The following is a 25891-nucleotide window of genomic DNA, read 5'->3' as shown; positions in this document are numbered from 1 at the left end:
TAAAACAAAACAGCTGTCTATTTGCTTAATCAAATAGACAGCTGCTCATATTATTCGCAAATTCTCGTCCACTTGGTTTACAGCCTTCTGACATCCACTTTGTCGTCATCGCCATAAACGCAGTCGCATAAAATTCTTCGATAAACTCACGATTTTCTTTCTTTTTACTGTTGTAGCCCCATTTTATATCCAACATCTTACTGATCAAGCCCTTTAAGTGTTCGACATAATACTCTTGAAAAGAATTTTGACCTTGAAAAGATAACACATTACAATAGAATCGCTTATTTTCTTCAAAGTAAACGAACAAGTCTTGTAATGTCGTCATCCAGTCTTCATAAGCCAAATTATCTGCTATTTTTTCAATGGCTTCTTGCTGAAAAATCCAATCGGTCAAATCATATTTGTCTTGAAAATGATTGTAATACGTTTGACGACGTATATTGGCTGCTAGCATAATCTTTGAAATAGTTACTTTCTCGAAACCAATCTCCACTACTAATTGTTTAAATGCTTTGGAAATTTTTTTCTTTACGATCATTGATTCTGCCATCTAAACACCCTTATCTAGTAAACGAATCTTCCATTTTTCTGATGCTTCCTTAATGGATAGATCTTCGACTCGTTCGGTTAATAAGATGAACCTTCCTGCCTTCGCTATACGAGTATTCTATCTAAGCTATTGTCTGTTTACAATAACAAATAATGAATATTGACAGCCGTTTTTTGCATTTCCTCCCATTGATAAGAAACCAATCGTTATTTGTGCTGATAGAGCTGGTTTCTAGGGTTCTGAAACAATCCGGTCCAACAAACAGTTAAATCATATCTAAAAAATTACTATAAAAGTAACATAACACTTTTTAATCATTCGCCTAATTTTTTTCAGCTTTCACTCATTACTCATTCCGATCAGATCAAACGTTTCCGTTGAAACGATCACTTCAAAGGATTGGCTGCTGGGTCTTGGGAATTTTATCCAGTTTGTCCGTTCTTGAAGATCGTAATACCAGCCATTTGTTGCTGCTTCAAAATCTTGACGACTTAGATATTGTGGCAGCTTTTGCCCATCTAAGGTGACCCAATAAGCACCTTTTTCTTTTGTTATCACCTTCAAGCGATAATACTCGATCGTACTGTCGAAAGTACCTGTTGTTTGAAAGTGGATGGTTTTTCTTTCTCTGCCAGTTGTCTTGATCGTCGTTAGCTTGTAATGCTGCTGTTCAAAATCATTGCTGTGTCCATCATCTTCGTACAAATCGAATCGTTGATTTTCTCCTTCACCTATTAGTAGTTCGATCTGTTTCACCGTATCAGTCGCCCGTTGATGCTCATCAGCACTTGTCACAAAGATACCATCTGCTCTAAGAAACATCGGGATATCTTCTAAGCCGACTGGAATCGTGATCACTTGACCACCCTCATAGCATGTGAATTGCTCGTTTAATTGGAACCATTGACTACCTTTTGGCAAGTAAAGGGTTCGCGTTGTCGCACCTGCTTCCAAAACATTGGCAACTAAAAGCGATGAACCAACCATGAAGGTATGAAAAGGATCTGCATAACAGTTAGGGTCTTCTTGAAATTCGTAGAACAACGGTCTGAGGATTGGATCCCCTGTTCGATGGGCTTGATACATCAATGAATAGAGGTAAGGCAGCATTTGATAGCGCAAGCGAAAGGCTTTCCGAATCAATGGATTCATTTTGTCATACATCCATGGTTGCGTAACTGTATTATCATCATTGGCAGAATTGATACAAAAACGCGGTTGAAAAATACCATTTTGAATCCAGCGCAGTAATAATTCTGCATCTGGTGCACCACCAGCAAAACCACCAATGTCACAGCCAGTATTTGCTACCCCAGACAAACCCATCCCGATGATCGTATCGATATTGTATCGGAGCGTCCGCCAGTCAGTGAGATTGTCTCCCGCCCAAGTTTGCGCATAACGCTGAATCCCGGCATAGCCTGCTCGATTGATGATATACGGTCGCTTATTGGGAAAAACTTCTTTGATCGCTTGTTTTGCCGTATAGGCCATCATGTTGGCTTGGATCGGTTTTAATTCTGCAATTTGACCTCGTTCTGCTCCTTCGCCACAAAGCGCTTGTTTCTCTTCGATCCCATCGTATTCGCAATTATCGTTCCAGACGGTAGTTGTCCCTTTTTCTAAAATCGATGCTTTCAACATTTTTTTCCATGTATTGCGCCCTGATGCTTTTAAGAAATCAACAAAACGACCTTCACCACCCCACCAGCGACCATAGTAATCTTGTTCACCGTCGCAGTCTTTCACAAACACATCATTTGCTTCAAATTCCTCTTTAAAGGGATGCTTTTCTAAAATACCCGGTTTCAAATTCACGATAACATTGATTCCTAGCTGGTTCATTTTGTTAAAAAACGCATTTGGATCAGGAAAACGCGTTTTATTCCAATGAAACACATACCTCAGATTATCTTCTTCACCAGAGGAATAGCCCGAAGCTAGCTTAAAATTATCGATCATCATACCATTGGCACGATGCTTTTCAATCACACCATAGATTTCTTGGTCACAATTTTTGTCAAGTTCTGCATAATACATCGTAGATGCAGTAAAACCTAAGCTGTGTTTAGGCGGCATAGCTTGCTTGCCGGTTAGATCGGTGTAGCGATTGACAACTTCTTTTACTGAAGGACCGTTGATAAAAAAGAGATCAATCTCGTTACCATCTGTTTGATAATAGCTATAGGGGTCCCAATAACCACTGATCTCATTGCCCATATCAAATACAGACTCATAAGAATTGTTATAAAAGAGACCAATCGCTGTTTGGTTGCTTTCACTCAGACGAATATAGAAAGGGATATGCTTGTATAACGGATCACCAAACTCTGGATCGTGACCAATTGCGTCTTTGGCGGACATGCGCATTCGTCTGCCTTTTTTATCATGGTGCCCTGTCTTTTCGCCAAAACCATAAAAATGATCGGTTTTTGGTTCGATTTTATTATAATGGTACGCTCTGCCTAGCTGGTCGATCTCAAAAGCCCGTTCTGGCAAATCAGAGTAAATCAATTCGTCATTCTGGTTGTAGATTCTGAAATGGAAAGGTGCTTTGTGGATGATCACCTTTAACTTTTTGGCAGGAAAAATCAAGGTATCTTCCGTTTCTTCACACGGAACAGTAACCGCTGCGACTCGCTTACGCTCCTCCTTCAATAAGGAGTCCAAGCGATCCTCCCAAGCCGTCATTACTAAGGCATACGATTTTTCGATAAATGTCCGATCAAAAGAGGCGCGAATTCGGACAATATCTTCCGTGAGAAATAGTAGTTGAATCGTTGCTTCTTCGGTATGGATCAAGTAATCATCGGGTCGTTTTTCAAGATAAAGAAATGTTTTCACTCTCATAATAGTCCCCTTTTCCCTGAATCAATGCACAGTCCAAGAGACAGGGATTGAATTTTGAATCATTTATTTCTTTCGTAAAAACCATCGCAGCGATTTCACTCAAGACACGCAAATTGACGATTTGCGGTATCCCTAAAAATTTTCTGAGCTGGACTTTTTTCGTTCTCGTGTAGATCGATGCTTGTTGCTGCTCTTCGATCCAGTGAAAAAATTCATGTCCGAAAACTAGGTTCGCAATTTCTGTGTCAGTGCTCTTGATTGCCCTGTTTTCTAAAAAGGCTGCTACCTGTGTGATTGCTGCCTTATTGATGAATAATTGATTAGGTGGATGAAATTGCCCTAAGACCATTCCACTAGCATTTAAGGGCACTTGATTTCGCAACAATAGCTTGTTTTGTTTGCAGATGGTCACCCTATCAAAGGGGTGACCATACATTTCTAAAAATTCTTTGGCAGCAGTTTTGCCACATTGTCGTGCTTGCACAATCAGCTCCATATGATCTAATCCTTGGTATTTGCAAGCAATGGGATCGGTCATGAATAGATAATTCGCCCAAAATTCGTCATCGTATTGCGTTAGTTCCTGCAATGGTCGTCTTAAAATAGTCATGGGATTCATCATTGATCACCTAATTACGTTTGCTTGATGTTTCCTGCGACCAGTAAAACTTCTGTATCCCATTGTAAATCATCTAGCTCAATGCCCATCAATAACGCTAGCTGCTCAAGCGTTGAAGCTGAGAAGTCCATCACTCGTGAACCAAAACAGACATAAAACTCTGGTCGAACAATGATCTCACTTTGATAAACAGACATTTCTTCCCACAATTTCGCCACTGCCTCTCGGTAAGTGGCAATCGTTGCTTTTGCAGCCAAAGCATTCGCTCGTTGCACTTTGATAAAGCCTTTTTTATCTAAGATGCGAACTTGAGTGGGACCGTTATGTGTCGCTTCACTAAACACGAAGAAGGCATTTGTTTTCGCCAACAAGGTCGTTTGTTGCTCCGTCAAGCGCATGTCTTTGGCAGCCAAAGCCAATGCTTCTTCTTCCGAACATTCTTTTAACAGATCCATGGCTTTGACTTCGGTGGAACCAGTCGCAATCGCGGTCACTTTTGACGTCTGTTGATCGATTTCAATATGAACTTCGATCGTTTCGGCACTTGCCCCACTATCGATCGCCTTATCTAGTGCTTCTTGTTTGATGGCACGAATGTCTTCTGGACTTGGTGATGGGATGATCCGCTCAACGACATCACGCACCATGGCTAAAGCAACACCAATGGAAGAAATCACTTCTGCATTTTCTGGGATATCATATTTCACTTGGTCTTTATTTGAATAATACGTAATCAGGGAGGAGGCACCGCCACCTACCCCTACTAAGGAGATTTGGTCTTTTTCTAGCTTGTATTTATCTACCAGTTCGTTGATGACCGGTGCAATCTTTTGATAAGATTTTTCCATGATTTGGTTCGCGATATCCTCCACTGTCGTCTTGCAATAATCCGCCAACACTTGCATCGCTTTGCGTGCAGAAGGAATGTTTCCATAAGAGAAATGATTCGGTTCTACCAAACCTAAGACATTAGCTGCGCAGGAGTTTGTAATGGTGACAGCTGAACCGTCTTCCATGAGAATTCGGACGTAATCGGCAGGATCACCAGGCTTAGGTGAAAAGAAATCGACCTTTGGCTGATTGATTTTCTCAGTATCGGTGTATACGGCATAATCAAGCCCTGCGATATGTGCAGAACGTGGGCCGACGTCAATGATGCCATTTTTATCCGCGCGAACCATTGAACCACCTGCAACGCCGAGGATTCGTACATCTAATGAACTGATGTACGTAGCATGACCACCCACGATAGAATAATCGATCGTGGGCCGTCCATTTTTGATGACACCGATATTGGTGGTCGTTCCACCAACTTCAAAATAGATGCCATTTGAAGCCCGCAGATACATCAATGAACCCATGACTGAAGCAGCCGGTCCTGACAACATCGTCAATACGGGACGACGCTTCATTTCAGTGATTTCCATCACCCCACCGTCACCACGCATGATCATCAACGGAACAGTTACGCCTGCTTGTCGAACGGCATTTTCGGTTGATGTAGCGGTATTTAGCATTTTCGGTAAAATACTGGCATTGATTACTGCCGTACGGGTTCGCCGCGTTAAGCCATATAGCTTCGTGATATCTGATGCCATCGTAGAAGGAATATTTTTTTGCTTCGCTACATTGGAAACCAGCTCCTCGGGACCGATATCATCTACCCCAAACGCCATGGAAGAAACGATGACCTCCGCTGATTCTTGCTTTAGCGTAGCAATTTTGTCACCGATTTTGTCTTCGGATACTTCTTTTAGTTTCAGAAATTCATTAGCGATCTGAATTTCTTTGCCTTCTCCTAAAACAATATTTTTTATGTTTAATTGTTTCTTCGCCAGAAACCCTTCTAAGCCGCCTTTGGCTATGCCTAAAATCCCTACTTTCGCCACGTCACCTTCAATTAATGCATTAGTCGCCTGCGTGGTACTATGGGCAACAAAAATCACTTCTTCCGGAGCAATATTGTTTTCTTTTAAGCAATTTTGAAAGGTCTGAATAACACCTTTTGCCACTCCTGAAACATCATCGTGGGTTGTTTTGACGGAAGATTTCCCAATAATCTCATGAGTCGCATTATCGATTGCTACCGCTTTTGTATGGGTTCCACCCACGTCAATTCCCATCCGTACTTTTCTTGTCATGTTCTATACCACTCTTTTCTAGCCTTTTGTGCTGATTTTTTACATTAAAGATCCGTACATGAGATAGACAACGATTGCCATGATGACACAGAGGGTCGCTGACGTTGGAATCCCAAGACGCATATAATCTTTGGACTGTACTTTGGCATAATCCAATGCCCAGACTGCTCCTGAAAGGGTAATATCTAGTCCTTGAGGAATGATCGTTGTCACGATAAACAATGGATAGAGAAACTGAATCGGCCAACTTGTTACCGCAGCTACTACATGTAAAAGTGCAAGACCACTTCCCACTAAGTTCATCGGCCCTCTAAAATGCCCTAAGACACCAAAAACGCCAAACACGATCGCCAATCCTAATGTGGTTGCAGGAATCACTGGGCTTAATAATGCGCCTAGATAGGGAGCGACATATGCAGCTGCCGCATTGTAAGTGGCGATTGCTAGCAAAAACGCCATCATCGGTGCAACACTGATCGCCCCATCAGACGCATATTTGGCAATTTTCCGACTTGCTTCCACAAAACCACCTTTTAGATGCCCTGTCGTGATTAATGCAAACAAACTGGATAAAATAAAGGAAAGGATCACGGGTAGATTAAATGCAATCAATAAAATGACAGGCATGGCAACGGAAATCAGTGAAAGGGCAGGAGCACTTTTGGCAGTGGACTGACCTGCATCCCATGAATAGACTTTTCTAGCTTTCCCGATCTTCACATTAACGATCGTCAAGATCACGATCAAAGAAATCGTCGCTGCCACGATCGCAAACGGGAAATAATCATTGTAACTATAATTCGCAAATTCTGGACTCGTCGTTTCGAAAATCGTTTGATACTGTTGGAAATTCACTACATTCAAGAAGGAGGCACTCACTCCCGCTGAACCAATAAAAGCAAAAACGGAAACAAGTGGTGAGATACCTAATGCCAGCATGATTGGTAAAACAACTACCCCGATAGCAATGTATGGTCCGACACCAGTTAACGAAGTGAACAATACCGCTGTAACCAAGCACAGCAAGTTGACAGTCACTCGCGGATGATCGCCCCCTAATTCCACGGTCTTACGAATCAAAGTGGAAGCAATCCCTGTTTCAATCAAAACGGTACCAAAGAATGCCCCGAACAACACATTGACTAAAACATTTCGTCCGTAAGCTTCGGGTCCTGCTTGGAAGACATCCGTCAGAACTTCAACTGCGGTTAATCCCTCCATAGCACTATTGGGCTCAATCATATTTCCGGCAAAACTAATGGCGATCCAAATCGCACTCATTAAGAAAAAGCCAACGGTCATGTTATAGCCCTTGATACAATAAAAAGCCATAAATAAAATCGACAAAATGACCAATCCGCCTAATACCTGTGTAATCATTTCTTTTCCTCCTCGTTTTTACATTTCTTTTTCTTACATCCCTAACAAATCAAAGTTTTCAAAGGAGATCACCGCTTGATAATCTGCTTTTGGATTTGGGTATTTGATAAAGACTTGACCCATGGTTTGACTATAGTACCAGCCTTCCTTCACAGCCTCGAATTGCTTACGATGCTGAAAATGAGGAACAAGCTGATCATCAATCGTTACCCAAAAAGGGGCTTTTTCATGGTTGATGATTTTTAAAAGAATCTTTTCGATCTGTGTTGGATAGTCACCCGTTCGTTTCACTGTCACTTTGACCTGTTCTCCAGGTTCCACATGGATCTCTTCTTTCAAGTAGGCGCCTGTCTTGTAAGCCAATGATTTCCCGTCATCTTCATAATGGGTGAAGTGACAAGCTTGATCTGGTGCCACTAAAATCTCTAGATCAGTGACCGCCTCAGAATGAAGATTTCTCACTTCATTCGCTGCAAAAAGGGTGATCGACCCACCAATCACGAACAACGGGACACTATCGATCGTCACAGGAATGGCTAGTGTTTGGCCCCCTTGGTACTTCTGTCGTGAATAAAAGTCATAATAAACTGCCCCTTCTGGCAAATAGATCTCACGGACTTTTTGGCCTTTTTCAATGACATTCGCTACGAGTAATGATTCTCCGACAACAAAATCAATGCCGTTGTCATAACAGTTCGCATCCTCTTGAAATTTCATAAAAGTCGGTTGAATAATTGGCAAGCCAGTCTCAGCCGCCCGCACCATCAATGAATAATAATAAGGAATCATTTTGTATCGAAATTGGATCGCCTCCGCAATTCGTTGCTTACTTGCAGAAAACATCCAAGGTTCAGTCACCGTATTATCAGTATTGGTTGAATGAATCGAGAAGCGGGGCTGGAAAATTCCATTTTGAACCCAGCGGACAAACAACTCTTCTTCAGGAGCATCCCCATAAAAGCCACCGATATCACAGCCATAATTGGTCACCCCAGAAAGCGCCATTCCTAAAACTGTCGCGATGTTGTATTTTAGCGACTCCCAACTCGTTCGGTTATCCCCAGACCACGATTGGGCAAAACGCTGAATTCCCGCATGGCCTGCCCGACAAACCACAAAAGGTCGGGTGTTCGGGTGCTCTTCTATGATGGCTTCGGTTGTGATTTGGCACATAAGATTTGCCATGATTGGACGCAGCTGACCAATGGTACCGGTTTTCCCATCATAAAAACAACGAGCATCTTGATCGACAATACTTTCATATTCACAATTATCATTCCAAACACTGGTTACACCGTAAGATAAGACATGTTCCTTTAAATACTTTTTCCAAATCCTCCGTGTATGGGGATTGGTAAAATCAGCGAAAACTCCTTTTCCTCCCCACCAAGTACCTAAAGCAATTTTACCTTTGTCCATGCTGTCTTTCACAAAAATTTGTTCTTCTTGAAGCGCCTGAAAGAATGGGTGCGTTAAGAGAATCCCGGGTTTGACATTAGGCGAGGTCGTGACACCCCGTTTCTCCATCTCAGCGAAGAATCCTTTAGGGTCTTTAAATCGTTCCTTGTTCCACGTAAAAAAGTAGCGCTGCCCCTCATGATTGCAATAGCCTGAAGATAACTGGAAGCCATCGATCGGTACCGATTCTTCTTTAGCGGTATCGATGAAATCAATGATCGCTTGATCGCAATCTTTAGCCAGTTCAGAATAATACATGGAAGAACCTAGGTAGCCCAATGCATATTTAGGTAGCATCGCCGACCGTCCAGTCAACGAGGTATAGCGCTGAACCACTTCTTTAATCGTTGGTCCTGCAATAAAAAATAAGTCAATGTCTCCACCGTCTACTCGAAAACGACTGTGCTTCTTCCAATAATTACTATGTGAACGCCCCATATCAAAATCACATTCATACGTGGTGTGATAAAAGTAACCACTGGCAACTTTTGTTCGCTTATTGCTTTTTACATAGAAGGGAATGTGTTTATAAAGAGAATCGGCATTTTTAGGGTCATAGCCCATCGTATCGCGAGGACTCATAACCATAAAAGTATGACTTTTCTCTATGGCACCTGTTTTTTCCCCAAATCCGTAGAAGCAATCTCCCTCTACTATTTCACTGGTGTGGATTTTGCGCTTATTCGCATCTTCCATCAATGCAAGATCGACGATATCTTTGTGCAAAACCAAGTCCTCTTGGTCGTAAATCACCAATTGATAGGGATCCTTGTAGAGAAACACTTTCAATTTCTTGCCGATCAACCCAATCTTGTCTTCCTCTTCAAGGACCTGAAATTCTTGTAAATCGACTCGCTGACGCTCTGCTCCAATCAACTGATCGAAGCGATCTTCCCACCCAGTCAACACTAGACTGTAAGACGCTTCATCAAATTCCTCATCAAAGCTGGCACGAATCCGAATAATTTCGTCAGTCAAGAACATGATCTTCACTAAACAGCCATTTGTTCGAATCAAAAAACAGTGATTTTCTTCTTGACTATCGATGACACTTGTTGCAATCTTCATATATACCTCCTTAAACGATTGTCACAAAAACGGACTTAGAAATCGCTTTCACTTACACTAAAAAAAATAATTGCTTTCTATCTATGAAGAGCAATTTTCTATGACCGTTTGCTTATTGATAATAGTAACTTCTCATATATTAATATACAACGGACAGATTTCGAGAATTGTCCTCCTCACTTCTGCAACCTGAGTCTGATCCTTTGGGTTGCCTTTTCGATAGCGAAGTGATTTATAATACGTTTAGTCTATTCAGCAAAAAGGAGTGTTCAAATGGTTTTCTTCTATCAATTCATGCTGGGCTTGTTTGCCAGCATATTCGTTGCAGCGGCAGCATTCGTCTTTCAGTGGCTGACTATTTCTGGCGCACTGGCTGCGATTCTTTGCGGCACACTGGTTATTGGCTTTGGTCCGTGGTACAGCATCTTTTTGATTGGCTTTTTCTTTGCCAGCTCTGGCATCATTGGTCTTTTAAAGAAAATGCGCCGTCAGCCAGAGTTAGCTGTGCTTGCCAAAGGTGCTCGCCGTGATGCAAAACAAGTCTTTGCAAACATCGCACCAAGCATCTTTGCTCTACTGCTTGCCTTTTGGACGAAAGAACCGCTATTCCTTTGGGGATTTGTGGCGGGAATCGCTAGCTGTACGGCTGACACTTGGGGCTCAGAAATCGGCGTGCTGAGTCCAAGTCCACCGCGTCACTTACTAACGGGAAAAAAATTACCACCGGGACTTTCCGGCGGTGTCAGTTGGTTGGGAACTGCCGCTTCCCTAGCAGGGAGTCTCGCCATCACTGGTTTATTCGCAGCAGCCTTATGGTTGAACGGCAAGCCGTTCTCCCTTGATCTCTGGTTGACTTTGACTGCTTTAGGCTTTTGCGGTAGTCTTTTGGACAGCTTACTGGGCGCAGCGATTCAGGTGCGCTATCAATGCCCTGTCTGTCACCAATACACCGAAAAAAAAGTCCACCACGACGTTGCGACCAAGCAAGTCGGCGGTCTTTCCTTTGTAACGAATGAAGGGGTCAATTTGCTGACTTCAATAGTGATCGTTTTTGTATCAGTCTTGCTAACTGGCTATTTTTTCAAGTAATCAGGCAATCCACTGCGATGACAGTTCCTTCATACAAAAAACCTTCGAGAGCTACACGTTTGTGTTTCTCTTGAAGGTTTTTATTTGTTTAGTGAAAGAATGATACGGGTGCTCACTCCATAAGGAGCCTGCTTAAGATGCAGGCGAATGATTCGTCACTTTGTAATAAGCAAAATCAGCATAGGATTGATGTTGATGTGCATCCACGGCACCAATAAAATTAAACAATCCTGTGAAGCCACCTATTTCTCCAGGCATTCCATTGACTCCTTCATCAGATAAGTAAGCCACTGACAGATCTTGGAGCACAACTTGCCAAGTCTCTTGTTCCTCTAATCGATAGTAGACATTTGCGATCCCGTGGTCGTATCCAATTTTCAGGTGAATATTTCCTTCGGGAACGACGACGCGAGTATTTACATATTCGATCCTTTGTCCTAATTTTGCCTGTAAGAGAGTCAAATAAGGACATCGCTTTTCTTCTGAATAGGTAACATGAGCATATAACCAATTGTTTGAATCATAATAAAGCCCAAGTCCTGCTGTTTGTGAATAATGGTTCGGTTGAAACTCCAACAAGGTCTCCACCTCATAGGTGAAAGAGGTTGCTCGTGTTGCCATGATGGCAGGATTCATCTGTGAAAACAAGGAATTGCCCCCATAGATCCGTAAGTACCCCTGCCGCTTTTGCGTACTGACCCATGACTGATGCTGTTGGCGATACGGTGTCATAAATTCTAACAGATACTGCGCCTCTTGAAATGAATCAAACAAATCAGTGTTTGGTTCATTGTCAATTGGAACACCAGCTAATCCTTTAAAAGTCATTTTTGCCAAATTGCTTCCATCTTCCATTTCCAACCAATTGTCTTCGGTCCAGTGCATCCTTTGAATAGAAGCTTCTCTTCCAAGAGGATTCAACAGCTCCCCCTCTAAGGGTCTTGCCATTAAATGAGCCATGAACCATTCATCAGTATGGGTATGGACGAGCGAACCATGTCCTGCTTTTTGCATCACTGAATGAGGATTGACCATTTCAAAATGCCCGGCATCAGGGTCGCCTAAAGAAAACAGATGCCTTGGAGAAGAAGTAAGGATTGGTTCGCCAGAAGGATGCGCTTCATAAGGACCAAAAATAGTCTCTGCGCGACCGACTTCCACACCATGAGCATAGCCCGTGCCTCCAGATGCCAGCAATAAAAAGTATGCCCCTTCATGCTTGTATATTTGGGGTGCTTCCGCACACCCTCTGGTGGTGAACCCTTGTGTTACGCGATGCCAAGGGGACAGTAATTTACCTGAAGGCAAGTCGATCTCCGCAAGAACAATATGTCCCGGCGCTTGATAGCCTTCTCTTGTTTCCCATTCCAAAATCGTTAAATAATGCCGCCCATCCTCGTCATGAAATAGCGCTGGATCAAAGCCAATTGAGGTAAAATAAATCGGTTCTGACCATGGTCCTCGGATGTCAGTCGCCCAAATGGCATAGGAATCAGCATTAAATTCACGTCCTGCCATGTTGACCATATGTGAATACGCCAGCCAAAATCGTTTTGTTTGTGGATCATAAGATAAATGTGGTGCCCAGATACCAGCTGGTGTATTGGTTCCACGTAAATTCACTTCTTCATTGTTCAAGGCATAACCAACAAGTTGCCAATTCGCAAGATCCTTTGATTCGAAAAGTTGAATCGCAGGTGTCCAATGGAAGGTTGAAGTTGCGATATAATAACGCTCATCCACACAAATGATAGATGGATCAGGCGCCATTCCAGGAATAACTGGATTTTTGATGATTGTCATAAGCTTCCTTCCTATTCTTAACTTTTTATTCGTTTTGCAACCAAACAACAGTTTTTTTATCATCGTTTGCAGGCGAATGCGATAAATTGAAACCGTTTTATTCGATTGCTACATTTATCTTACGAAACTTTTAGGGTAGAATGAATATCAAAAAAAAGCCAATACTTACCATTTTTCATTTTTAAGGAGGTCGTACCGAATGAACCCAACACCTAAATGGCTAGAACAGCTGGTCAAATTACCCGATATCGACATCAATTTAAAAACCTTTGGTGGACACAAGCAACGCGTTTCCGAAGGATGGTGTGCACCGCAAGAGACCCACTTTGCTTTTGAGATCATGATGATCATTGATGGAGAGCAGCACACAATATTTGAAGGCAGGCAGTTTGATTTTGTGGCAAATGATGTGATCCTGATACCGCCTGGTACCGCTCATGAAAATACTTGTCTCGTAGCAGAAGGTTTAGAGTATTTTTGTATGCATTTCGATCTTGATGATCCTGAGATTCAGCAACAGTTGTTGATGTATTGTCCTTTACTACTAAAAAAAACAAATCCCGCTTACCAAGCGATCGTTGAGATCCTTCAGCAATACATTGCGTTTTTGGCAAGCGGATACTTTGGAATGAAAGAAAAAATCGCCATTGAGATCTTACTGTTAGAACTGATGCGTGCCTTACTAGACTATGTCGAAGATGAAAAAAATCAGTTAGCGCATACAGATAACACTTCCCTTGTTTTAGCAAAAGCGATCGCAGAATCGATCCAACAAAATTTTCGTACGTACACACAAAGCCCTACGGAAGAAAACAAAGCCTTGCTTTCCATGAGTTATACGGCCAATTCATTGAACATTAGTAATAGTACGATGCTGACGGTTTTCAAAAAAGTTTATGCTAGTAGTCCAAAACAGTACTTAGATCAATTACGCTTCAACCAAGCAAAATTCTATCTCCATCAACCCAAATTGGCCATCGCCGAAATCGCAGAGATCATTGGCTATCAAAATGCCGCCCACTTTACGAGACAATTCAAAAAATGGGCAAATATATCGCCGAATAAATACCGTAAGCTCCAGTTAGAAGCAGCAAAATAAGTAATCGACAAATAATAATTCGAGAAAAGCGACTGCTACTTCTTCCTCTGAGGATGCGAAAAAAAGCTTTTTTTTCGCATAATAAATGAAAAATGGTAAATTTCCCCTTTTTTTTGATATTTCAAGTCCTGTCAGCATTCTTTATGATTAATACCAAGAAATCGTTTGCAGGAATAAAAATAGTTAGTTGCAAAATAGCAAGATGGGAGATATTCTCAGCACACTTGCTTTGCACTACATTAAGGGGAATATGTATGCTTTCAGAAAATTCAATGTCAATCAAAAGTCGGTTGCCGTTAAAAATCGGAATTTTGAGTCTTTCATTGGTCGTACAAGCTGCTGGTGCAGTAGCAGCAGCCGTACCTTTTATTATGAACGATTTTTCTGACCGAACCACCGCACAAGTCCAATCTATTTTGACACTGCCATCAATGGCAATCTTGATTTTCATTCTGCTAAGTTCATGGTTTATCAAAGCACTTGGCAAAAAGCGAACGGTCTGTTTAGGCTTGATGATCGCTTTAGTCGGTGGTATCTTACCGGCATTTACAATGAACTTTGGCTTGATTTTATTTGCCCGTATTTTGTTTGGCGCAGGTCTGGGGCTCTTTAACTCAATGACCGTCTCCTTGATCGGCGACAACTTTACAGGTGCCGAGCAAAAAAACTTATTAGGTATTCAATCAGCCGTGATGACTTTAGGAAATAGCCTAGCAACGTTTGCTGCGGGCTTACTGTTAACGATCTCGTGGCAAGCTTCATTCTTAGTGTACTTGGTCATCTTACCGATTCTGTTTCTTTTTCTTTTCGGTTATCGTAACGTCAATGAAAATCCAGTTGAAACAACGCAGTCATCAACCATCGATACAAAAAGAAGAAAGCTGCCATTAAGCGTAACTTTAGGTATTTTGACTCTCTTTTTATTCTTCATTAGTTTGATGGTCGTCATTACTTCTTCCGCACTACTGATTCAAGAATTGGCGCTGACGAATCAAGGATTTCTTTCCACCGCACTAGCGATCGCCGGTATTTTTAGCAGCTTGGTCGCATTAGCTTTTGGTCAAATCACCAAATTATTAAAGCGCTTTACACCAGTTGTCGTCATCAGTTTCGCAATGGTTGGTTTTTTCACGATAACTTTAGCACCTACGATGACCGTCTTTTTCATTGGTCTATTAGTGGTTTATCTTGCCAATCTTGTAGTTCCTTATGTATACAGTGTCATTCTTAGCGATGTAGATCCAGAAGCCAATAACTTAGTTGTTTCTTTGGCAATGGTCGCTTGTAATCTTGGTGCTTTTTCCTCCCCCTATGTCATAAACTTTATCAGTCAACTGTTTGGCATGACAACGGCGGTCATGCAAGTCAGAATCGCTGCCGGAATCATGGCAATCATTGCTCTGATTTTTCTATTTCTCGCTTTCAATAAAACAACCACACCTATTAGTAAGGAGGAACTATAAGATGGAACAAAAACTTAGAGGCGTCAACCTAGGCGGTTGGCTTGTATTAGAAAAATGGATGGCACCTAGTCTCTTTCAAGGAACACCTGCCGATGACGAGTATTATTTAGCCTATGATCTACCTGAAGCTGAATACCAAGCACGGCTGTTGATTCATCGTGAAACATTCATCACTGAAGCTGACTTCTTGCGCATTTCAGCAGCTGGCTTCAATACCGTTCGAATACCTGTCCCTTATTTTATTTTTGGTGATCGTACCCCCTTTATTGGCTGTATCGACTATTTGGATAAAGCCTTCGCTTGGGCAAAGGCTTATGACCTAAAAATCTTGATCGATCTGCATACCGCACCCTTCAGCCAAAATGGTTTTGACAATGGTGGTCTCTCGGGTGTGGTCAGATGGGCACAAATGCCCGAAGAAGTGGCGTTCGAATTAACGGTCTTGGAACGTTTGGCGCAAAGATATGCGGATCACGAAGCATTGTGGGGCATTGAAGTATTAAACGAACCGATCACAGATGGTGAAGTGTGGCACAGCATGAATCCCATGGATCGTTTCCCACCTCGTGATCTTGCGTTAGCAAAAGGTAGTGCACCGATCTCTTTAGACTTTTTGAGAACTTTTTATCAAGATGCCTATCGAAGAATGCGTAACTATTTAAGCGATGACAAAGTGATCGTCTTTCATGATGGCTTCCAATTGCATGCTTGGAAAGAGTTTTTCACCCAAAACGATTTTCACAATGTCATGCTAGATACGCACCAATACGTTATGATGGCAGAAATGGCCGGCACAGAGCAATCCTTGGAAGCATACGTGTCTTTCATTGATGGCTTAGCCCAAGAGATCGCCACGGTTGCACAATATGTCGAGGTTTTTGTTGGAGAATGGTCCTTGTTCAACTCCTATGCTGTTGGTACAGATACCAAAGGCGGTATCAATCCCACACAAGAGGGATTCAGTAGCAACCGTAGTTTGACAAAAAGTGAATTAGAAGAAGTTTATCAAACTTTGTGGCGTGCTTCAATCACAGCTTGGAACCAAGGAGCCGGACATATGTACTGGACCTATAAGTTATCCATCGATACGATCAATGAGCCTGCTTGGTATGGCTGGGATTCCTGGGATGCTAGTCGAGCTATGGCAAAAAACTGGATCGATCCACGTTTCTAAAACACAACAAAAAACGAGATTGAAACGAAGCAAACGATACTGTTTGCGTTACGTTTCAATCTCGCTTTTTTGTTGCTTTTAAGCAATATCCACCAAGCGGATCTTCGTGACATTTTTGTAGACAGACAATTCTTCGATCACTTCAGAAAAGCCTAGTCCTCGCGGGAGATCAATCGTATAAATGTTGGTATAAATGCGATAGTCTTCCATGAATTTGACATCAAAATTGACATCTTCGATCACGATATTTTTCTCTTGGAAGTACTCCGTCAAAAACTCTTTGGTCTCGGTACGATGAATGTATTGGATCTCCAATTTCTTTGCTGTTGGTACGCGGACGATCCGCTTAACGATCGTCAATGCAAAGAAGATCCCGATAAAACTGCTTAATGCGATGGTGTAAAAGCCCATCCCGATGGCAATTCCTAAACCGGCGATCGCCCATAAGGAAGCAGCCGTCGTCAACCCCGTCACGGAGCGCTTCGTCACAATGATCGTTCCGGCGCCTAGAAAACCGACCCCGCTGACGACTTGCGCAATCAATCGTGCTTCGTCCGAACGAATCACGCCTGCTAAATCTGGATGATCCAGCGCATCTCGCATGGCACCTGTGGCGATCTCCACTTGGATCAAAGCAATGACACAAGCCCCCATGCAAACCAAGATATGGGTTCTAAGACCAGCTGGTCGGCTTTTGTACTGCCGCTCGTACCCAATCGCGCCACCCATGACCATCGCCAACAGCAACCTCAGTGCTACTTCAGGAATGGATAAATGCATATCAACCATTTGCATCCCTCTTTTCTTCGTATTCTCTCTTTTAACTATAGCATCTCTGATGGAAAAAAGGAAAAAACATCGCTAGAGCGGCCAAATAAAAAAAGCCTCCTCAGAAATAAGCAAGATAGATCCGAACCATCGCTCGCAGCTGCGCTGGCATTACTGCACAAGCGCAGGGGGAAGCTGCAAGGATGGCGCGTTTTCCTTCTGACTTATTTCTGAAAAGGGCTGATTTTGTTTTACAGGTTGCTGGCAGCAGCCTCATCGATGATCACGATCACGTCATCATGCTTTTGTAAAACTGAAGCTGGTAATTCGTTGGTTACGGGTCCTTCGATCATTTTTTGGATCGCATCCGCTTTGACTTCGCCAAATGCCATCAAAATGATCTTTTTGCTTTGCATGATTGAACCGATCCCCATGGAAATTGCCGTCGTTGGGACGTCTTCGACTTTATCAAAGTAGCGTTTGTTGGCATTGATGGTCGATTCAGTCAAATCAACGACTGAGGTCGTACCTTCAAAGGATGCACCAGGTTCGTTGAAGCCGATATGTCCGTTTTGACCAATACCCAAGATTTGGATATCAACTGGGTGATCCGCAATCACGCCATCGTAGCGTTGGCATTCTGCTTCTAAGTCTTCCGCTTTGCCGTTTGGTACGAAGGTTTCTTTGAATGGTTTTTTATTGAATAAATGAGCATTCATGAAGTAGCGATAGCTTTGTTCGTCTTCGCCGCCTAGTCCTACGTATTCATCTAAGTTGACTGAAGTCATTTCTGAAAAATCAACTTCACTGGCAGTCATTTCTGCATAAAGGGTCTCTGGCGTGCTTCCTGTTGCTAAACCTAGCACTTTGGCGCCATTTGCCATACCTTCTTGTATCAATTCAAAAGCTTTCTTTCCGCCTTGAGCAGCATCTTTAACGCGAATAATTTCCATGATCAGCGCTCCGTTTCTATTTGGTATAGTCCAATAATACCACAGGTTGTGTTTGATTACAATAATTAGTCTAGACCAGATGACGATTTTTTCTTTATCACCAATCAAAAAAAGACGAGCTCTGGAATGAGCTCGTCTCTACTCGTATTCTACTTGCTTACCAATTCGTATAAACATCAATACCGCTATGACCGACACCTGTGTCATAGACTTTGTAGGCACCTAAGGATGATTGACCGGTCGAACCTTTCGGTTGATTGTCACTGGCAACAACGATGTACCCATCGGCATCACGGATCGTTCCGTCAGAGGCTACATGGCGTCCAGGGATGTTCAATCCGCCTCCTGGCAAAACTTTTTGTGAGTAGTACGATTCTCTCACACCATTGAAGTAGTTGATCCCATCCACTGGATTCAGGACTCCAGAACCAGCACCAGGAATGCTTGAACGGGTTTGACTCACGTTATCAGTCGCTGTAGATTCACTTTTTTCTGTGCTTTCTTTCGTACTTGTTTCTTTGTTTTCTACTGATTGGCCATCGTTAGAAACCAACAATATTTCGCCATCAAAAATCATATTTGGATTTTCGATCGAATCATTCAAAGCCAAAAGGTCTTCGATCGTTGTTTGATAAGTAGCAGCGATCCCAGATAGGGTGTCTCCTGGTTCGACAACATGGGTTTGTTCTGCTGCTGAAACAACTGTTCCTCCAACGAATAAACCAAATCCTGCAACAACTGTAAATGCAAATTTTTTCAAATGAAAAAACCTCTCTTTTGATTATTTGTCCCGCTATCGGGCACAAGTAAGAGAATAACATTACAATGTTGCAGGAAGGTTTCAGAAATGTTTTTCATTATCACAATTGTTAAACAGAAAATTACAAGCTTTTTGATAATAAACAGTAAACTTACAATATTGTTATCCATTTCGATGAATGATTTCGGCTCCATCATGCTATAGTAAACCCAGTAATTGAAAGGATCGATGCACATGAAAAAACTACTTTTGACGCTTGGCGTTTTGATTTTAGCAGTAGGTGGCTATTTTGGCTACACTTACTATACAACAACTTATCAAGGGATAACGGCCTATGCCATCACGCCCAACAAAGTCCCAGAAAAGACCCAAACGTACAGCGATTCCGGTGAAAAAATCGATGGCTCCTTTACGTATAAGTACACGTTTGAGTTTGTTAAGAAAAACGGCGAGAAAGAACTCATGACCTATGATCTTTCTGGTGAAAATGTGAAGCCATTCGCGCCAAATACCTTAGTCAAAGCAGAGATCAGTAAAACCCGTGTCATCTCGGGTCCCAATGAAGTCCCTCAATCAGAAGTCCCAGCAAAAATACTGTCTGAGCTGGAAACCTTTGACGAATAAGTACTTCTTACAAGAAACTTTCTACTTTTTAAGGTTCATTTTACTTTGACCGGCTATGCTAGCTTTATACCAAAACTATTTTTCTTCCTCTTACCAGTCCTCGCCCGACTGGTATTTTTTATTTTTTCTCAATGATCAGGCAAAATTTACGCGCCTTATAGACAGAACCGCTCTAGCTTCGCAATGTTTTTCTGTTCAAATTTTGATCAACCAGTTATTGACTATCGGAAATAAATAAACCGAGAATTATTAGGATAAAAGCTGAGTTCATCATAAAAAAACCGCTAGATTGTTTATCTCTAGCGGTTTTTTTGCGATTTTAGTATAGTTCCAAGTATTGTTCTCTTTCCCACTCAGAGACTGTTTGGCGGAAGGCTGCCCATTCTAATCGTTTTGCTTCGACAAAGTTGGCATAGATGTGTTTGCCTAAAGCATCGATCATCACTTGATCTTTGCGCAATGCTTTGATGGCATTGTGGATCGTTGATGGCAGATCTTCGATTTGTGCTTCTGCACGTTCTGTTTCGTTCATGATGTAGATGTTGCGGTCGACTGCTGGTGGTGGTGTCAACTCACGTCTAACGCCATCAAGTCCTGCTTGCAGTAAAACAGCCATGGCTAAGTATGGGTTGGCTGATGGGTCAACCGAACGCAATTCCAAACGCGTTGACAAGCCTCTTGATTCTGGTACCCGAATCAATGGTGAACGGTTGCGTCCTGACCATGCCACGTATACAGGCGCTTCGTAACCTGGCACTAAGCGTTTGTAAGAGTTGACGGTTGGGTTGCAGACAGCTGTGTAAGCACGGGCGTGTTCGATCAAACCGCCTAAGAAGTGATACGCTGTTTGGCTTAATTGCATTGGCCCTTCTTCATCAAAGAAGACATTTTCATCGCCTTTGAACAAGGACATGTTGCAGTGCATGCCTGAACCGTTGATGCCGAATAATGGTTTTGGCATAAAGGTCGCATGCAAGCCGTGTTTGCGAGCAATAGTTTTCACGACAAGTTTGAAGGTTTGGATGTTGTCACATGCTTCCACTGCATCCGCATATTTAAAGTCGATCTCGTGTTGCCCTGGTGCCACCTCATGGTGAGACGCTTCAACTTCAAAGCCAAGGCTTTCTAATTCTAATACGATATCGCGACGGCAGTTTTCCCCTAGATCGGTTGGGGCAAAATCGAAGTAGCCACCTTTGTCGTTTAATTCCGTTGTGATTTCGCCTGCTTCATCTAATTTGAATAGGAAAAATTCTGGTTCTGGTCCAAGATTGAAAGAAGTAAAGCCAAGGGATTGCATGTCCGCTAATGCCCGTTTTAAGTTGCCGCGAGGGTCGCCTGCAAATGGGGTGCCATCTGGATTGTAGATATCACAGATCAAACGAGCCACTTTGCCATGTTCACTTTCCCAAGGGAAGATCATCCAGGTCGACAAATCAGGATACAGATACATGTCACTTTCTTCAATACGGACAAATCCTTCAATAGAAGAACCGTCAAACATCATTTTGTTTTCCAGTACTTTATCTAATTGACTTACAGGTACTTCAACGTTCTTGTTTGTTCCTAAAATATCAGTAAACATCAAGCGTAAAAAGCGCACGTTCTCATCCTTTACGATTTGTTTGATGTCTTCGGCAGTTCTTTCAAATTTTGGCATAGTATCCCTTCCTTTTTCCCAATTCTTTTTTTATATCACAGCAATGATCTACAAGTGTTCTACATTCGTGGACCTTTTTGCTGGTATGGCTGTTGTTGATTCAATCCACCTTGAGCCAAGAGTTCATCATAAAAAATTCGACGAACATCTTCATCGGTCAACGGCGGTTTGTTCTTCGCTTCTTTTTCTTTGGCAACTTTCATTTCATAAACTCGTTTGATCCCAGCCATGTTCAGTCCATCGGAAAGATAGTCTTTGATCTCTAGCAAGGTATCAATATCATTCAGCGAATACATGCGTCGATTGCCATCGCTGCGTTCCGGGTGGATCAATTCTTGTTCTTCGTAATAACGAATTTGACGGGCGGTGAGATCGGTCAATTTCATGACTGTTCCGATAGGAAAGACTGACATTGAGCGCCGCAATTCTTTTTCCCGCATAACTTGGCTCCCCTCCGTTTCAATGATGCTGCGTAACTTTATGGAAACTATACCAATTCTTTTTTTACGTGTCAACCCCTCATGTTAGAAAAAGTGACATTAATGCATTTTTTTTTGATTTTTTCATTAGGTCCTTGATTTGATCGTATGTTCAAGCAGTTGTTTTTATGGAAGAAATGGTGCTTTAGCCAAAAATGTTCGGTTTTTGCGTTCAAAGCAAGCCAAACCACTTATACTTCATAATTTTGTCACGACAAAAAAACGGTGCATCGGTTGCACCGTTTCTGCTTATTCCTGTTCTTGCGCCATTCTGCGTAGTGGATAGGTATCCTCAAGCGCAAATCCTTTGATATGATAGGTCTGTGTTGCTTCATCGAAGGCATTGCTCAAAACTAGTGACTCCCGTTTTAAACGATTCAGCGCATTGCCTTCATCGGCTTGCAGAACCAGATGATAAGGCTGCATGATCTGCATCAACTCCATTTTGATCGCCTGAGTCAAGCGTTCTTTGCCTTTGGTACTCTTTGCCGAAATCAAGACGTTGGGAAAGAGCGTTGGGACAAACTGATCGGCGTCGATGCGATCCGCCTTATTATAGACCGTCAACATCGGTAATTGGGTCAAAGAAAGTTCTTCCATTAACTTCAAGACGGTCTCCTCTTGCTGAACCCGTTCTTCGGAACTGGCATCGACGACATGCAGCAAGAAGTCCATGTTTTGACTTTCTTCCAGTGTGGAATGAAACGCATCGATCAATTGGGTCGGCAATTCTTGGATAAAGCCAACCGTATCGGTAATGGTGACTTCAAATCCTTCCGGCATCCGCCAGCGTTTCGTCAACGGATCGAGTGTTGCGAACAGCTGGTCTTGTTCATACGTATCCGCACTGGTCAAAATATTTAAAATAGTTGATTTTCCGGCATTGGTATAACCAATCAAGCCCATTTGAAAGACTTGGCTGTCTTTGCGCTTTTGGCGTGTCCGGTCTCGATGGGCGGCCACTTCCTTCAATTCCCGTTTGATGATGGTGATGCGGTTGCGGATGTGTCGACGATCGGTCTCCAGCTTGGTTTCCCCTGGCCCTCTCGTTCCGATTCCGCCCCCCAGCCGAGACATGTTCTTTCCTTGCCCTATCAAACGTGGAAGCAAATAATCCAGCTGCGCCAATTCTACTTGCAGCTTTCCTTCTTTGGAACGGGCACGCATCGCAAAAATATCGAGGATCAGCTGGACGCGATCAATCACTGGCACTTCTAGCGCATCACCGATCAACTGGCTTTGCCTTGGTGTCAGTTCATGATTGAAGATCACTAGATCTGCTTCATGTGCTTCTGCCAACTGCTGCAATTCCGCAACTTTCCCCTTGCCAATCACGGTTTGTCGATCGACTTGCTGCCGTTTTTGCACCAGTGAAAAAACAACTTCACCATTGGCGGTTTTTGTTAAGCTTTTCAATTCTTTCATTGACGAATCAAAATGAAGATAGTTTTTCTCCGTTTCTACTCCGACAAGAATCACACGTTCTTGGCTCATCTTTTCTCCTCCAACCATTGGTTGATTTCTGTTTCAAGGGTACGTTGTTCTTCAGGTTGTCTCACTAAATCAATCCATCGGGGCTGTGCTCGGTTATTGAACCACGTCAGCTGCCGCTTGGCATAGCGGCGTGAGTTTTGCTTGATTTGCTCAATTGTTTCATCCAATGTGGCCTGCCCGTGAAAATAGGGCAAAAATTCCTTGTAGCCGATCCCTTTGGCGGCTTGCGTTTCTGGATACTGCAAAACAGCTTTTGCTTCTTCGATCAAACCTTGATCCATCATTAAGTCCACTCGCTGATTGATTCGCTGGTATAACAATTCTCGCTCAGTGGTTAAACCGATCATGAAGAAATCGTACAAAACTTGCGGTGTTTCTTTTGGTGCAGCAATACTTTCGCCAGTCATTTCAAAAACCTCCAACGCACGAATCACTTTCCGCTCATTGTTGTAGTGGATCTTCGCTGCTGCCAAGGGATCGACCGCCTGCAGCTTTTGCCATAGAGCTTCTTTGCCGATGGCTGCTGCTTCTTGTTCATAGCGCTGACGAATCGTTGGGTCGCCTTCTTCTGCCCCTAAACGAAAGTCATACAAAAGCGCTTGGATGTATAGCCCTGTCCCCCCCACAACGATCGGCAGCTTTCCTTGCTGCTGGATCGTCTCAATGGCCTCACGCCCCATTTGCTGGAAATCAGCCGCAGAATACGTTTCCGTCATTGCACGAATATCGATCAAATGATGAGGAATCCCTGCCATTTCTTCCTTCGTCACTTTGGCGGTACCGATATCTAATTGTCGATAAATTTGCATGGAATCCCCGCTGATGATCTCCCCATGGTATTTTTGAGCTAATTGGATACTCAAGGCGGTTTTACCGACTGCGGTCGGTCCCACGATCACTAAGACTTTTTTCATCCTTTTGTTTCCTCGCGGACCTGCTGCACAATTGCCCGAGCGTTTTCTGGAAAATCGGTGATGATCCCGGTCAACCCCAAAGCCAAGCAGGTGCGAATCGCCGCTTCTTCATTGACAGTCCACGGACGGATCGCAATCGGAAAATCAGTCAAGACCGTTGCTGTCTCTTGGACCCAGCGATAGGCCGGATGAATTCCTTCGATATACGGTCGGCTGAGCGCCAACGGTGGTTTGTCTTCCCCGCGTCCCATAATAAAATCAAGGATCGCATCCGGTTCGATCGCATGCATCCGATCCAAAGTCTCGATATTAAAGGAACAATACCAATGAGTAAAAGGCCATTCTTGGCTATTCAATAAATCGGATACTTTGGCTTCGATTCCTTCATACTCATAATGATCGGTTTTTAATTCGATCGTCAAAATGCCACGATAATTCTTCGCTGCAAGTAAATCCAACACTTCTTTTAGCGTGGGGACTTTGGCGGCTTGGAATTCCTCAGAAAACCAGCTGCTGGCATTGAGTTCTTTTAGTTCAGCAACCGTCAGGTCACAGATCCGACCTTTGCCGTTGGTCGTTCGATCAACCGTTTCATCATGCATGACGATCAAGCCGCCATCTTTTGATAGATGTACATCTAACTCAATGATATCAGCTTTGACCCGCACCGCTTCCGCGAATGCCGGTAGCGTGTTTTCAGGTCGGTTGCCGCTACTCCCGCGGTGGGCAACGATTTGTACCATCATTCTTTCACTCCATTCTCACTCTTTATTTTACCATGGAATCTGCTAGAACCAAAAAGCCTCTGTTTGTTTTGATCCTTTTAAGGGGACAGCGCTTTGTTTCGGTCAAAGAAAAACACTCTTACTATGATCGCAGTAAGAGTGTGTGTGATCAGTTGAAAAAGTGCAATCGTCGATACTATGGTTTGGTTACCTTAACCAAGGCGACCGACTGACCAGAAGAATCAAATCGTTTTTGAAAAATAGGTCAACGGTTCGCTCGTCATGTTTTTCATTTGGTTTTTACGCTCATTGACCATTTCAACCAATTGATCAAGGAAATTTTCCATAATGATCCGACCGCCTTTATACGTATACCCACCGATCTTAACGGTTTCCTCCGGCGACAAAATCACCCGACGTGTCCCGATTTTTTTGAAAAATTCTTCCAAGAAAAAATTCGGTAGATAAAAACTGTTTTGCGCCGCAAAAGATTGTAGATAGGCAAAATCATCAATGGTGATATAACAGTCGTCAAAGGCATCAAAGCTGACATACTCATCCATCAGCATGACCCGTTTTTGTAGAATCTCACTGATTTTTTGATTCAATAAAACCAGCGTTTCGATTTCTTTGACTTTATGCTCCAACAAACGGCGTTGTTTTTCTTTTTGTTCCTCATACCGTATGCGTAAATTAAAAATGATGGTTACTAACAATGCGCCCACTAAGACGCCAATCAAACCTGCTATTGCTACTGCCATTCTTCGATCCTTCCTCATTCCTTTTTTAATATTGTATCATATTTGAAAGTTTCGCA

The 25891-nt window shown here is 42.8% G+C and carries 21 protein-coding genes; 5 read left to right on the top strand and 16 right to left on the bottom strand.

What is annotated here, in order from left to right; translation table 11 throughout:
* Positions 1–25: 25 nt before the first annotated feature.
* From dhaS to IGJ26_RS03395, 6 genes are all read right to left on the bottom strand, one after another.
* A complete protein-coding gene (dhaS, locus tag IGJ26_RS03420; RefSeq protein ID WP_016620563.1) occupies positions 26–553 on the bottom strand; it encodes a dihydroxyacetone kinase transcriptional activator DhaS in 528 nt (175 codons plus the stop codon).
* A 339-nt stretch (positions 554–892) separates the two neighbouring features.
* Positions 893–3403, bottom strand: coding sequence for a TIM-barrel domain-containing protein (locus tag IGJ26_RS03415; protein ID WP_430599871.1), 2511 nt, complete (start codon positions 3401–3403; stop codon positions 893–895).
* The gene (locus IGJ26_RS03410; RefSeq protein ID WP_430599870.1) at positions 3375–4013 is read right to left on the bottom strand and encodes a hypothetical protein; all 639 of its coding nucleotides are present in this window, start codon (positions 4011–4013) and stop codon (positions 3375–3377) included. Before IGJ26_RS03410 ends, IGJ26_RS03415 begins: the two co-directional genes overlap by 29 nt.
* Positions 4014–4036: 23 nt before the next feature.
* Positions 4037–6163, bottom strand: a complete 2127-nt coding sequence (locus IGJ26_RS03405; RefSeq protein WP_430599868.1) for a hydantoinase/oxoprolinase family protein — start codon at positions 6161–6163, stop codon at positions 4037–4039.
* A 39-nt stretch (positions 6164–6202) separates the two neighbouring features.
* Positions 6203–7543 (bottom strand): hypothetical protein, encoded by a 1341-nt coding sequence (locus tag IGJ26_RS03400; protein ID WP_061053807.1) that lies wholly within the window; start codon positions 7541–7543, stop codon positions 6203–6205.
* A 33-nt stretch (positions 7544–7576) separates the two neighbouring features.
* Positions 7577–10069 carry a TIM-barrel domain-containing protein gene (locus tag IGJ26_RS03395; protein ID WP_430599867.1) on the bottom strand — a complete coding sequence of 831 codons (2493 nt, stop codon included), beginning with the start codon at positions 10067–10069 and terminating at the stop codon, positions 7577–7579.
* 273 nt (positions 10070–10342) lie between these two features.
* Here IGJ26_RS03395 and IGJ26_RS03390 point away from each other — a divergent pair, with 273 nt between their 5' ends.
* Entirely contained in the window at positions 10343–11158 is an 816-nt protein-coding gene (locus IGJ26_RS03390; protein WP_430599866.1) for a DUF92 domain-containing protein, read from the top strand.
* A 132-nt stretch (positions 11159–11290) separates the two neighbouring features.
* On the opposite strand, the gene IGJ26_RS03385 is transcribed toward IGJ26_RS03390, so the two are convergent.
* Positions 11291–12961 (bottom strand): family 43 glycosylhydrolase, encoded by a 1671-nt coding sequence (locus tag IGJ26_RS03385; RefSeq protein WP_430599865.1) that lies wholly within the window; start codon positions 12959–12961, stop codon positions 11291–11293.
* Positions 12962–13160: 199 nt separating this feature from the next.
* Here IGJ26_RS03385 and IGJ26_RS03380 point away from each other — a divergent pair, with 199 nt between their 5' ends.
* The 3 genes from IGJ26_RS03380 to IGJ26_RS03370 all read left to right on the top strand — a co-directional run bounded on the left by IGJ26_RS03380 (position 13161) and on the right by IGJ26_RS03370 (position 16697).
* Positions 13161–14060 (top strand): helix-turn-helix domain-containing protein, encoded by a 900-nt coding sequence (locus IGJ26_RS03380; RefSeq protein WP_430599864.1) that lies wholly within the window; start codon positions 13161–13163, stop codon positions 14058–14060.
* A 254-nt stretch (positions 14061–14314) separates the two neighbouring features.
* Positions 14315–15523, top strand: a complete 1209-nt coding sequence (locus tag IGJ26_RS03375; RefSeq protein ID WP_005237481.1) for an MFS transporter — start codon at positions 14315–14317, stop codon at positions 15521–15523.
* 1 nt (position 15524) lies between these two features.
* A complete protein-coding gene (locus tag IGJ26_RS03370; RefSeq protein WP_430599863.1) occupies positions 15525–16697 on the top strand; it encodes a glycoside hydrolase family 5 protein in 1173 nt (390 codons plus the stop codon).
* Between the two features lie 78 nt (positions 16698–16775).
* Here IGJ26_RS03370 and IGJ26_RS03365 read toward each other — a convergent pair whose 3' ends face one another.
* The 3 genes from IGJ26_RS03365 to IGJ26_RS03355 all read right to left on the bottom strand — a co-directional run bounded on the left by IGJ26_RS03365 (position 16776) and on the right by IGJ26_RS03355 (position 19178).
* The gene (locus IGJ26_RS03365; protein ID WP_008377072.1) at positions 16776–17486 is read right to left on the bottom strand and encodes an MgtC/SapB family protein; all 711 of its coding nucleotides are present in this window, start codon (positions 17484–17486) and stop codon (positions 16776–16778) included.
* A 230-nt stretch (positions 17487–17716) separates the two neighbouring features.
* Positions 17717–18418 carry a glucosamine-6-phosphate deaminase gene (gene nagB, locus IGJ26_RS03360; protein WP_008377071.1) on the bottom strand — a complete coding sequence of 234 codons (702 nt, stop codon included), beginning with the start codon at positions 18416–18418 and terminating at the stop codon, positions 17717–17719.
* A 157-nt stretch (positions 18419–18575) separates the two neighbouring features.
* A complete protein-coding gene (locus tag IGJ26_RS03355) occupies positions 18576–19178 on the bottom strand; it encodes a LysM peptidoglycan-binding domain-containing protein (protein WP_430599861.1) in 603 nt (200 codons plus the stop codon).
* Between the two features lie 234 nt (positions 19179–19412).
* Here IGJ26_RS03355 and IGJ26_RS03350 point away from each other — a divergent pair, with 234 nt between their 5' ends.
* Positions 19413–19802: a DUF1093 domain-containing protein gene (locus tag IGJ26_RS03350; RefSeq protein WP_005237494.1), complete on the top strand. Its 390-nt coding sequence runs from the start codon at positions 19413–19415 to the stop codon at positions 19800–19802.
* A gap of 319 nt (positions 19803–20121) precedes the next feature.
* Here the strand turns inward: IGJ26_RS03350 and glnA are convergent, their stop codons facing one another.
* The 6 genes from glnA to IGJ26_RS03320 form a co-directional block, all read right to left on the bottom strand.
* Positions 20122–21462, bottom strand: coding sequence for a type I glutamate--ammonia ligase (gene glnA, locus IGJ26_RS03345; RefSeq protein WP_005225167.1), 1341 nt, complete (start codon positions 21460–21462; stop codon positions 20122–20124).
* Between the two features lie 59 nt (positions 21463–21521).
* A complete protein-coding gene (locus IGJ26_RS03340) occupies positions 21522–21902 on the bottom strand; it encodes a MerR family transcriptional regulator (protein ID WP_005225166.1) in 381 nt (126 codons plus the stop codon).
* Between the two features lie 288 nt (positions 21903–22190).
* On the bottom strand, positions 22191–23435 hold the full coding sequence (hflX, locus tag IGJ26_RS03335; protein WP_005225165.1) for a GTPase HflX: 1245 nt from the start codon (positions 23433–23435) through the stop codon (positions 22191–22193).
* On the bottom strand, positions 23432–24349 hold the full coding sequence (gene miaA, locus IGJ26_RS03330; protein WP_008377061.1) for a tRNA (adenosine(37)-N6)-dimethylallyltransferase MiaA: 918 nt from the start codon (positions 24347–24349) through the stop codon (positions 23432–23434). The genes hflX and miaA overlap by 4 nt, the downstream gene beginning before the upstream one ends.
* Positions 24346–25095, bottom strand: coding sequence for a glycerophosphodiester phosphodiesterase (locus tag IGJ26_RS03325; protein WP_430599859.1), 750 nt, complete (start codon positions 25093–25095; stop codon positions 24346–24348). The genes miaA and IGJ26_RS03325 overlap by 4 nt, the downstream gene beginning before the upstream one ends.
* Positions 25096–25316: 221 nt before the next feature.
* Positions 25317–25835 carry a hypothetical protein gene (locus IGJ26_RS03320; protein WP_008377057.1) on the bottom strand — a complete coding sequence of 173 codons (519 nt, stop codon included), beginning with the start codon at positions 25833–25835 and terminating at the stop codon, positions 25317–25319.
* Between the last annotated feature and the right edge of the window lie 56 nt (positions 25836–25891).

This window comes from Enterococcus sp. AZ095a (assembly GCF_050546735.1).
Taxonomy (GTDB): Bacteria; Bacillota; Bacilli; order Lactobacillales; family Enterococcaceae; genus Enterococcus_D; species Enterococcus_D entomosocium.
The sequence above is the reverse complement of the archived record's forward strand: the minus strand, read 5'-3'. Positions and strand labels throughout refer to the sequence as shown.

Excerpts from the sequence above, each read along its gene's own strand:
- dhaS (WP_016620563.1), bottom strand. The coding sequence starts at position 553 with ATGGCAGAATCAATGATCGTAAAGAAAAAAATTTCCAAAGCATTTAAA.
- IGJ26_RS03415 (WP_430599871.1), bottom strand. The coding sequence starts at position 3,403 with ATGAGAGTGAAAACATTTCTTTATCTTGAAAAACGACCCGATGATTAC.
- IGJ26_RS03410 (WP_430599870.1), bottom strand. The coding sequence starts at position 4,013 with ATGACTATTTTAAGACGACCATTGCAGGAACTAACGCAATACGATGAC.
- IGJ26_RS03405 (WP_430599868.1), bottom strand. The coding sequence starts at position 6,163 with ATGACAAGAAAAGTACGGATGGGAATTGACGTGGGTGGAACCCATACA.
- IGJ26_RS03400 (WP_061053807.1), bottom strand. The coding sequence starts at position 7,543 with ATGATTACACAGGTATTAGGCGGATTGGTCATTTTGTCGATTTTATTT.
- IGJ26_RS03395 (WP_430599867.1), bottom strand. The coding sequence starts at position 10,069 with ATGAAGATTGCAACAAGTGTCATCGATAGTCAAGAAGAAAATCACTGT.
- IGJ26_RS03390 (WP_430599866.1), top strand. The coding sequence starts at position 10,343 with ATGGTTTTCTTCTATCAATTCATGCTGGGCTTGTTTGCCAGCATATTC.
- IGJ26_RS03385 (WP_430599865.1), bottom strand. The coding sequence starts at position 12,961 with ATGACAATCATCAAAAATCCAGTTATTCCTGGAATGGCGCCTGATCCA.
- IGJ26_RS03380 (WP_430599864.1), top strand. The coding sequence starts at position 13,161 with ATGAACCCAACACCTAAATGGCTAGAACAGCTGGTCAAATTACCCGAT.
- IGJ26_RS03375 (WP_005237481.1), top strand. The coding sequence starts at position 14,315 with ATGCTTTCAGAAAATTCAATGTCAATCAAAAGTCGGTTGCCGTTAAAA.
- IGJ26_RS03370 (WP_430599863.1), top strand. The coding sequence starts at position 15,525 with ATGGAACAAAAACTTAGAGGCGTCAACCTAGGCGGTTGGCTTGTATTA.
- IGJ26_RS03365 (WP_008377072.1), bottom strand. The coding sequence starts at position 17,486 with ATGGTTGATATGCATTTATCCATTCCTGAAGTAGCACTGAGGTTGCTG.
- nagB (WP_008377071.1), bottom strand. The coding sequence starts at position 18,418 with ATGGAAATTATTCGCGTTAAAGATGCTGCTCAAGGCGGAAAGAAAGCT.
- IGJ26_RS03350 (WP_005237494.1), top strand. The coding sequence starts at position 19,413 with ATGAAAAAACTACTTTTGACGCTTGGCGTTTTGATTTTAGCAGTAGGT.
- glnA (WP_005225167.1), bottom strand. The coding sequence starts at position 21,462 with ATGCCAAAATTTGAAAGAACTGCCGAAGACATCAAACAAATCGTAAAG.
- IGJ26_RS03340 (WP_005225166.1), bottom strand. The coding sequence starts at position 21,902 with ATGCGGGAAAAAGAATTGCGGCGCTCAATGTCAGTCTTTCCTATCGGA.
- hflX (WP_005225165.1), bottom strand. The coding sequence starts at position 23,435 with ATGAGCCAAGAACGTGTGATTCTTGTCGGAGTAGAAACGGAGAAAAAC.
- miaA (WP_008377061.1), bottom strand. The coding sequence starts at position 24,349 with ATGAAAAAAGTCTTAGTGATCGTGGGACCGACCGCAGTCGGTAAAACC.
- IGJ26_RS03325 (WP_430599859.1), bottom strand. The coding sequence starts at position 25,095 with ATGATGGTACAAATCGTTGCCCACCGCGGGAGTAGCGGCAACCGACCT.
- IGJ26_RS03320 (WP_008377057.1), bottom strand. The coding sequence starts at position 25,835 with ATGGCAGTAGCAATAGCAGGTTTGATTGGCGTCTTAGTGGGCGCATTG.